General features: G+C 45.0%; 12 protein-coding genes. All 12 read right to left on the bottom strand.

Annotation, left to right across the window (positions count from 1 at the left end; translation table 11 throughout):
* On the bottom strand, positions 1-2487 hold a 2487-nt coding region (locus tag GO755_RS39100; RefSeq protein ID WP_157590885.1), incomplete at its 3' end, for a hypothetical protein.
* 2 nt (positions 2488-2489) lie between these two features.
* Positions 2490-2687, bottom strand: a complete 198-nt coding sequence (locus GO755_RS39095) for a hypothetical protein (RefSeq protein WP_157590884.1) — start codon at positions 2685-2687, stop codon at positions 2490-2492.
* Positions 2684-3163 (bottom strand): hypothetical protein, encoded by a 480-nt coding sequence (locus tag GO755_RS39090; protein ID WP_157590883.1) that lies wholly within the window; start codon positions 3161-3163, stop codon positions 2684-2686. Before GO755_RS39090 ends, GO755_RS39095 begins: the two co-directional genes overlap by 4 nt.
* A gap of 2 nt (positions 3164-3165) precedes the next feature.
* Positions 3166-3627 carry a hypothetical protein gene (locus GO755_RS39085; RefSeq protein WP_157590882.1) on the bottom strand — a complete coding sequence of 154 codons (462 nt, stop codon included), beginning with the start codon at positions 3625-3627 and terminating at the stop codon, positions 3166-3168.
* Positions 3627-3758: a hypothetical protein gene (locus GO755_RS41945; RefSeq protein WP_262887048.1), complete on the bottom strand. Its 132-nt coding sequence runs from the start codon at positions 3756-3758 to the stop codon at positions 3627-3629. Before GO755_RS41945 ends, GO755_RS39085 begins: the two co-directional genes overlap by 1 nt.
* The gene (locus tag GO755_RS39080) at positions 3758-4183 is read right to left on the bottom strand and encodes a hypothetical protein (protein WP_157590881.1); all 426 of its coding nucleotides are present in this window, start codon (positions 4181-4183) and stop codon (positions 3758-3760) included. The genes GO755_RS41945 and GO755_RS39080 overlap by 1 nt, the downstream gene beginning before the upstream one ends.
* Positions 4184-4365: 182 nt before the next feature.
* Positions 4366-5058 (bottom strand): hypothetical protein, encoded by a 693-nt coding sequence (locus GO755_RS39070; RefSeq protein WP_157590879.1) that lies wholly within the window; start codon positions 5056-5058, stop codon positions 4366-4368.
* A 9-nt stretch (positions 5059-5067) separates the two neighbouring features.
* A complete protein-coding gene (locus GO755_RS39065; protein ID WP_157590878.1) occupies positions 5068-5244 on the bottom strand; it encodes a hypothetical protein in 177 nt (58 codons plus the stop codon).
* A 10-nt stretch (positions 5245-5254) separates the two neighbouring features.
* On the bottom strand, positions 5255-5491 hold the full coding sequence (locus GO755_RS39060; protein WP_157590877.1) for a hypothetical protein: 237 nt from the start codon (positions 5489-5491) through the stop codon (positions 5255-5257).
* A 2-nt stretch (positions 5492-5493) separates the two neighbouring features.
* Positions 5494-5733: a hypothetical protein gene (locus GO755_RS39055; RefSeq protein WP_157590876.1), complete on the bottom strand. Its 240-nt coding sequence runs from the start codon at positions 5731-5733 to the stop codon at positions 5494-5496.
* A gap of 628 nt (positions 5734-6361) precedes the next feature.
* The gene (locus tag GO755_RS39050; protein ID WP_157590875.1) at positions 6362-6727 is read right to left on the bottom strand and encodes a hypothetical protein; all 366 of its coding nucleotides are present in this window, start codon (positions 6725-6727) and stop codon (positions 6362-6364) included.
* Between the two features lie 47 nt (positions 6728-6774).
* On the bottom strand, positions 6775-7119 hold the full coding sequence (locus tag GO755_RS39045; RefSeq protein WP_157590874.1) for a hypothetical protein: 345 nt from the start codon (positions 7117-7119) through the stop codon (positions 6775-6777).
* Between the last annotated feature and the right edge of the window lie 33 nt (positions 7120-7152).

Below are 7152 nucleotides of genomic sequence, written 5' to 3'. Positions count from 1 at the left end.
GACGACCCCTTCCCCTCCTTCCAGCTCAACAATCTTACGCCCCACTCGATACTTGACTCCTCCCTGGGCATGAGAGGGGCCCTCAACTAGCTCACCACCATGTTCAAACTGCTGGCTGGCGATAACGACTTGCTGGGCAGCCCCGACAGCCACTGCCAGGATGGTTTTAATCGCATCGAAGGGAGGAGGCAGGATCTGAGCTTCGGTAATTGCCCGAGCCGTGGCGATCAGGTTCTGGGCAGTGGCTATTTTCCGAGAACGTTCCGCCGATTTTTTATCTAACTCCTCCTTTCTGGCCGCAAATTTTTCCTCAATGCGTGTCCGGGCTTCAGCTGATAGGCCAGCCGATTTAAGTTGCGCCGTTTGCTGATCCTCCAAAAGTTTAGTGTCTCGCTGGGTGATGGCCTGCGAAACGTTACTAATGGCATCGGTTAGGGTTGATAGCGAGTCTATACTATTGGCAATTAGCTTCTGATTAAACTCCTTTCGGGCATCGGCAATATTACGGTTCATGCGAGCCCATATCTCTTCCTCCTTAGTGGCATTTCCAGCAGCATCAATTAACTCCTGGGCCGCTTCCTCCCGGATCTGATTCAATCGTTCATTCAGTTCCTTTTTAGTACCGGCTTTTGTTTTGGCAAGTGCCGTATTAGTTGATGATTGTGCATTAGCTATTAGCTCATGTTGCTGTTCTTTATTAATCGCCTTTATGTCCGCTAATCGTTTGGCATCTAGAGCCTTTAGCTTTTCATTGCGCTCCTCAACTGTTTTAACCTCTTTGTATACATTCAGTTGTGCGTCATTCAAATCTAGTTCAGCTAATTCTCTACGAAGGTCAAATTCTTCTTCTGACCCTTTTTTGACTAATGTCAATCGTTCTTCAATACCAAGCCGCTCAATAGCGTTTATTTTTTCTTGGTTTTCTTGGCCTGTTTTTACGTTAAGAGCTATTAAATCAAGGTCATATTTTAGTCGCAAGGCTTTTTCTACTTCGCTACCCTCAACAATACCAGCAAGGTTTAATTGTAGCTGTTTATCAAGTATTTCTTTTTCGAGTTGATAGGTAGCCTCTCCATCTATTTGAGCGCGTTGGAGTCGTTTTTGTGCTTCAGAGATTTGTAGTTCAATTCGATTACGCTCCTGCTCCTTCTCTAAACTATTGATTTCATTGTTGATTTTTATCTGGTCAGACTTGCTTTGGGCCGTCAGATCATATAATCTTTTTTGAGCTTCAGCTAACTTATCATCATCAGGCCCTTCTTTGTTTAGTTTGCCTTCTTTATGGATTAAGTCGATGCGTTTTTGCTCTAATGCGATTTGCTTTTGAGTAATATTATTCTCGATTTCAAAGGCTCGTTTAGCTGCGGCTATCCTATCCTCAATAGCCTTAGTTACATCAGAAGCAGTAAATTTTTGCTGATTGATTTCAGCATTACTTTTTGCCCGGGCGACACCTAATGCCCGTTCATCATCTTCAAGTTTTTTGAGCGAATCATGTAGCGCTTCATTCGCATCTATGGCCGTTTGGATCTGACCCGCAACAGCTGCCACCCGGCCACCGGCATTCGTTACTCCCGTGAAGAGTTGAAGTAGCCCATCCCGAAGTTTTTCGAAATCCCGATTTTCGATGCTGTCAAGGATAACGCCAAACGACGTAAAACGATTAATCAGATTATCTTTTATTAAATTACCGAGCGCCATAATCGCTTCACCAGGCTTACTAAATGCTTCAAAGATGACTTTCCCAACACTGGCTACTTTGTCGGTAAAGAATTCAACTACTACACCAACCGCACGTGTTGACTTCTCGACGAATTCCATACCTGCTTTTGTTTTAGTAAGATAGGTATAGAGGGTATTGAGAGCAATCAATAGTAAACCAATCCCTGTTGCAGCAATTGCCCCCTTGAGCCCAGTAAGTCCAAACTTGGCTGCCTCAAATCCTTGCTTAGCTGTCTGAAGATTACTTTTCAGATCATTGATTTTACCGGCAAATCCTTGGGTAGCCTGAGTTGCATTCAGGATCGTATCGGCATAATTGCCCACATTCAAATTATCTTTTCCTATCTCAGAGTAAAGCTGCTTATAGGCATCAGACTTTTCTTTGATCGACTTCTGGAGAGTCTGACCCGCTTCACTATTCCGCTCAGCTTCACTTAAAGCAATATATTTAGCTGTAAGCGCCGAAATCTCGACCCCCATTTGCTCCATACTACCCTTAGCTGAGGTTTGAATTTTATCACTATCAGCGAGTGTTTTTTGGTAGCCTTTAAGCTGGGTTTGGGTACGGGCAATTGCCGTGTCGATAACTAGGACACTTTTTGCATAGGCGTCAGTCCCAATTGATTTAGCTTTGAACTCAGCATCTAACGTTTTTTTCTCTGCCCGAAGCCTTGTAAGCGCGGCCAGGGCTACTTCGGCTTTCTCTTTGACCTGGGGTATATCAAGGACCACCTGATACAATAAAACATCCTTTTCTTCTGCCATGACTAGTTAGATAAAATCTTTTCGTTTAAGGACTTCATTTCAGCGTATAATTCTTTACCGAATTGCCCCTCCCGATCATTTTCTGAAAGCGTATTATACATGCGGGATAACTTTGTAAAGTGCTCCTGATGGAGCCTTAACAGTTGCTGCTTCAGCTTTAAAGACATATCGTCTTTTACATTCAGTACGATAGAAGTCATGCGCGTTGGCCGGTTAATTTGGGGAATGAGATTTTTACTTCGATCCGCATTAGCGGGCTGGCATCCCGGTTTACGGGATACGTACCTTCGTCGACGCGGACGGGGCAGGCCTTGATCTTACCGTCGCTTCCGGGAGCCAGGGCGTAGACCCGTGGAGAAATAAAGAGCGATCGTATGACCGCTGCCTGGGCTTTGGTCAAACTGCCAGCACGGGCTAAAATCGTCGGTGTGCCTTGCCGCTGAATGTCGGTGATGAGTCCCGCCTGCTCAATGGTACCATTTGACTTTGCATCGAAGTCCTCTTCGCTATTCCCTCGAAACAGAAAAGAGCACCAGCCCCGATTCGATAGCCAGTGCAGGTAAACACCTGGTAACCGACAGTCATCGGCCGCTATATCCGCTGAGGTGTTGATGAGTCCCTGAAACGTCGAATCAAACGTCAGATCGAAAGGTGAGGTAAACGAAGTTCCAGGCATGGCTAGCTTTTGACTAAAAATGATTTTAATTCACTCAGGATGGCCCCTCGTAAGCGCGGGCCCAGAATACCTTTTACCCGTTCGGCAGCTAACGGATCAGACAGGACACCTCCCGGATTGTGCTGATTCGGAACAGGTATACCATGTTTGGCGATGTTAGTGGCCACGGCCCAGGGTGAATAGGCCAGCCCTTTGATCTGCAACCACTCCGCAACCTGATCCACCATCTCCCGGCTGGGCTTACCTGACTTGTTGGGTTTGCGTCCGTTCTGTTGCCAGGTAAACGTAACCGATCCCCACAACTGACCGACCAGCTGAGTAGGCGCTACATTCACATTCGAGCGAACACTAGCTGCCGATTTACCCGATGCGCGCAGTCCTTTGGCGCGCTGGCTCTCGATGACATCGTTGCCCAGGTTGCCCATGCCATCCCCCAGAATTACTTCGGCCAGATCGAAAAACATTAGCTTGTTGGTTTTTTGGTAGGCAGGTTATACGACTCGGCGATGGATTTAGCGATAGCATCCCAGATGCCAGCTACAGGACTGGATACGACAATGGTCGATACCTTTGGGCGTACTGCTTTCTTTTTCATCACTCGCAGTAAGCAACGGGTTCCTTTTCTTTAACATTGGCGACGAATCGAAAGCCGTCCAGTCCCTGATCAGCCTGTTCAATTCCTTCCGAAAAACTGACCGGACCGATGACACTGTACTTCTGGCTTATTTTGCTCAGAATTCGGTACATCAACGGTTCCAGATTCTCAAACCGGGGCAAACGGTCGGGTGGCATATCATTGGAGCCCGTATTCTTCAGCAGCAGCCAGAGCCGCACATTATACGTTCGATCCCAGGCTCCTTGCTGGTCTTCGGCGATCTGACCTGACACATAGCCCTCGTGATAGAAAACAATCAGGTTCGGGTCTGTATAGTCAGCCAGAATATTAAATGCCTTTTTCTCTCCGTAGAGAAAGGTGAGCCCGAACTGCTGGGCGATGTCGGTAAGGGTGGCTAGCATCATAGCCTGCAAATTGGCAGGCGCAGAAGCTTGGCTGTTCGTCAGCAGGAAACTACGACATGGCTAATTTTTGACGGGTTGATTATTGACCGCATTGACTTCGTAGGCGAAGCGGGCCCCGTGATGTTGAAACCCGTAGGCTAGCATGGCCTCGTCATAGGGCATCTGCAATACCTCTTTATTGCTTAATCGTTCCTGTTTACCCACCGAGCAAAGAAACCCGTACTGAATATAAACCTCTGACGACAGTTCTGATACAACCGTTTCAGCCAGTTCTTCGGCGGCTGTTTTGGGAATTTTATGACGAAGGTGGTCGCTCCAGAACTCGTCGAGCTTCGAAAATTGCTCAAAAAAAAAGCGGCCAATGGCACGGCCTGAGTAACGGGCAAGGCCTCAATCTGCTCGTTGATTTCGTCCAGTTGACCGGCATCGAGTAGTATCTTCCCGGTAAGTAACGGATAGAGGTATACCGATAAAACCTGAACGGATAGGCTGAGGTAGGTGATCTCTTTTTCCTCATCCTCAAACTCAGACATGAACTGCTCGATAGTCCATTTCTGAAGGAGCGTGCACGCGCCTAACTCTTTGGGTGGCATGACGCCAGCGATCGGTTCTGGCGTAATAAGTTTGATAAATATAGGCGCTTCTCTAAGATACGGCAGGCGATCTGTCAGTCGCTGTTCTTCGCCGGCCTCCAGTTGATAAAGCATTGTTTTATCGGAGCAGAAGCACTCCAGTGCCGTCCGTATCGGATAGAATGGATTGCCTTCATCAGTAAACTCCTTTCGTTCTTCCAGATCCAGAAACTGACGAAGCGTGACTTCATTCCATTCAGAGGGAACATCAAAGGAAAGGTTAGGTGCGGTGACGGTTAGCATAGTGTGGAATTAATTAAGTGCCCATAAAGGCACCGATGAAGGGGAGTCAGATGGCTTATCTTCGTAGTCTTTAGGATCATCAGGTACAGTTAAATATTCAGAGCATATTTCGGCATGAGTCCCTTTGTACTCAAACGGTACAGTGTCTTTTGCAAACCAAATCGTATTTTCTTTTGGATCTTCCATCACTTAATGATTAATATATTCCTAACTCAGTGAGCATGATACGAAAAGCTGTTCCATCTCTACGACCCATATCTCTGGCCCGTTCAGTCAGATGCTCTTTTATAAATTTGATCTCTACCAATGGATATTGATAACCATTAGCGACCACTGATTTCCACAAATCATGGATCTCAGTAATGCTTTGGGCAGCATCAGCTGCTATGCAAATTTCGCTTGTAGTTTTGAGGGGTATAGGTTGGTTAATCATAGCTATTCATAGCCTAAATCAGATACTTTAACGAAAAACATATCTCTTGGATCGCGAACATCTTCGACCGAATCGACCCGGAACCGAGCTACTTTACCAGATTCCATATTGGCCCGAATGATATCACCGACGACGGGCTTACTCATCATAAAGCCGCTTAGTTTCCGTTGGCTATAGTCAGTCCAGAATATTGAGTTGCCCCAGCCACAATGATCAGACATGGTGATTATTCTTTCGTTCATGATTACTCTACGTTAGGTAGTGGACAATCAGCCCGAACACCTTTGCTTGGTTCGGTAGGCACGTAATCAATAGGCTTCGAATAGTCCTCATTTGTTAGTTGAGTACACATTGTACGCATACCATACCCAAAGTTAGTCCGGTACTGTGCAAACGGACATTCGCCGCAGTACTCGACATGCGTTATTTGAATAGCCTGTTTCATCAGTTCAAATAGATTTTACTAAGCAGGATTATATGGGGCGCTTTATTGATCTCAACGAGTTTATATACCTCGATAAACTTGTTGCCGATTTCGACAAATTCAATCTTCTTGAAGATTACATGATTCATTTGCTTAGTCCCTTAGTAAGAATTGAATAAATACAATGCCGGGGCTTTTTCCTTCTGACCAAATTTCAACTCGAAAGGCAGAGGATAAGTCAATAAGTCTACAACATTCATCTAGTAGCCATTCTTCAATTTCCCAGTCATAAAAATGCCTATCAGCATAACGGCCATTTAGATACCCTTGAAGTTGACCAATTATTAACCTTTTAGGAAACGCAAACCGATGTCGACGCACGTACTGCCTAACTTCATTAGGTATAGTTAATAAGTTTAGGTCTGGACCCGTATAGACTTGGTAGCTCATCGTCTTAGTTTTTTGCGCTCATCGGTCAACAAATCATTAATTCGATTCTTAACATCTTCTAGCTCTGGACTCGACTCGAAATGCATCATTTGGGTCATTGCATATTGAAGGATTCGTAACTGATCCATATTAAAGGTCTGAATACGGCGTAGTTCAATCAATTCCGCTAATGTCTGTTGCTCAATAAATCGAACTGAATACTTATAGCGAGTCATCACCGTTTGCGTATTCATTATGATATTGCCCTGCTTATATTCATCCCAATACAAATCCTCAGAATCATTCCGAAAATGCTTCTTCACTTCTGAATAAAAAGCAAACCAACTTTTGTATGCAGGCAATAAGGTATTAGTGTATTCCATAGTAATTAGGTTATGCGTATGGGAGCATAATCGAAAAGGGCTTCGTATTACCTTGCCATTAACTCTTTCAAAGCCACCACATCAGTAGTGTCTTGACGTACATAACCGAATTCAATAAATTCGGCTATAGTTGAATCAATCGTTTCGTCCGATACGGCATGTTTCCACCAGTTACGTACATCGACTAAAAAAGCCTTCTCGTTCAAGTCGTATTGAATTTGACAGTTCCTGCCAATCCCTTCGCTCACCTCTATAAGTAGGTCGTTACTTTCGCTAGACTCAATGAATATTAGTCCATAAAAGGGAGCAAAATCTAGTTCAACGATTTTCGAGAAAGAGAGTGTCCATGCTCCATAATTGAAGCTAACCCAGATTTCAACTTTGTATTTCATAATTAAGGCTTGGTTTTGAGCAACCACTGTTTT

This window comes from Spirosoma arboris (assembly GCF_009754945.1).
GTDB classification, from domain to species: Bacteria; Bacteroidota; Bacteroidia; order Cytophagales; family Spirosomataceae; genus Spirosoma; species Spirosoma arboris.
Note: the sequence above shows the minus strand (reverse complement) of the source record. Positions and strands in the feature narration are given on the sequence as shown.

Coding starts and splice junctions, on each gene's coding strand:
- GO755_RS39095 (WP_157590884.1), bottom strand. CDS start 2,687: ATGACTTCTATCGTACTGAATGTAAAAGACGATATGTCTTTAAAGCTG.
- GO755_RS39090 (WP_157590883.1), bottom strand. CDS start 3,163: ATGCCTGGAACTTCGTTTACCTCACCTTTCGATCTGACGTTTGATTCG.
- GO755_RS39085 (WP_157590882.1), bottom strand. CDS start 3,627: ATGTTTTTCGATCTGGCCGAAGTAATTCTGGGGGATGGCATGGGCAAC.
- GO755_RS41945 (WP_262887048.1), bottom strand. CDS start 3,758: ATGAAAAAGAAAGCAGTACGCCCAAAGGTATCGACCATTGTCGTATCC.
- GO755_RS39080 (WP_157590881.1), bottom strand. CDS start 4,183: ATGATGCTAGCCACCCTTACCGACATCGCCCAGCAGTTCGGGCTCACC.
- GO755_RS39070 (WP_157590879.1), bottom strand. CDS start 5,058: ATGCTAACCGTCACCGCACCTAACCTTTCCTTTGATGTTCCCTCTGAA.
- GO755_RS39065 (WP_157590878.1), bottom strand. CDS start 5,244: ATGGAAGATCCAAAAGAAAATACGATTTGGTTTGCAAAAGACACTGTA.
- GO755_RS39060 (WP_157590877.1), bottom strand. CDS start 5,491: ATGATTAACCAACCTATACCCCTCAAAACTACAAGCGAAATTTGCATA.
- GO755_RS39055 (WP_157590876.1), bottom strand. CDS start 5,733: ATGAACGAAAGAATAATCACCATGTCTGATCATTGTGGCTGGGGCAAC.
- GO755_RS39050 (WP_157590875.1), bottom strand. CDS start 6,727: ATGGAATACACTAATACCTTATTGCCTGCATACAAAAGTTGGTTTGCT.
- GO755_RS39045 (WP_157590874.1), bottom strand. CDS start 7,119: ATGAAATACAAAGTTGAAATCTGGGTTAGCTTCAATTATGGAGCATGG.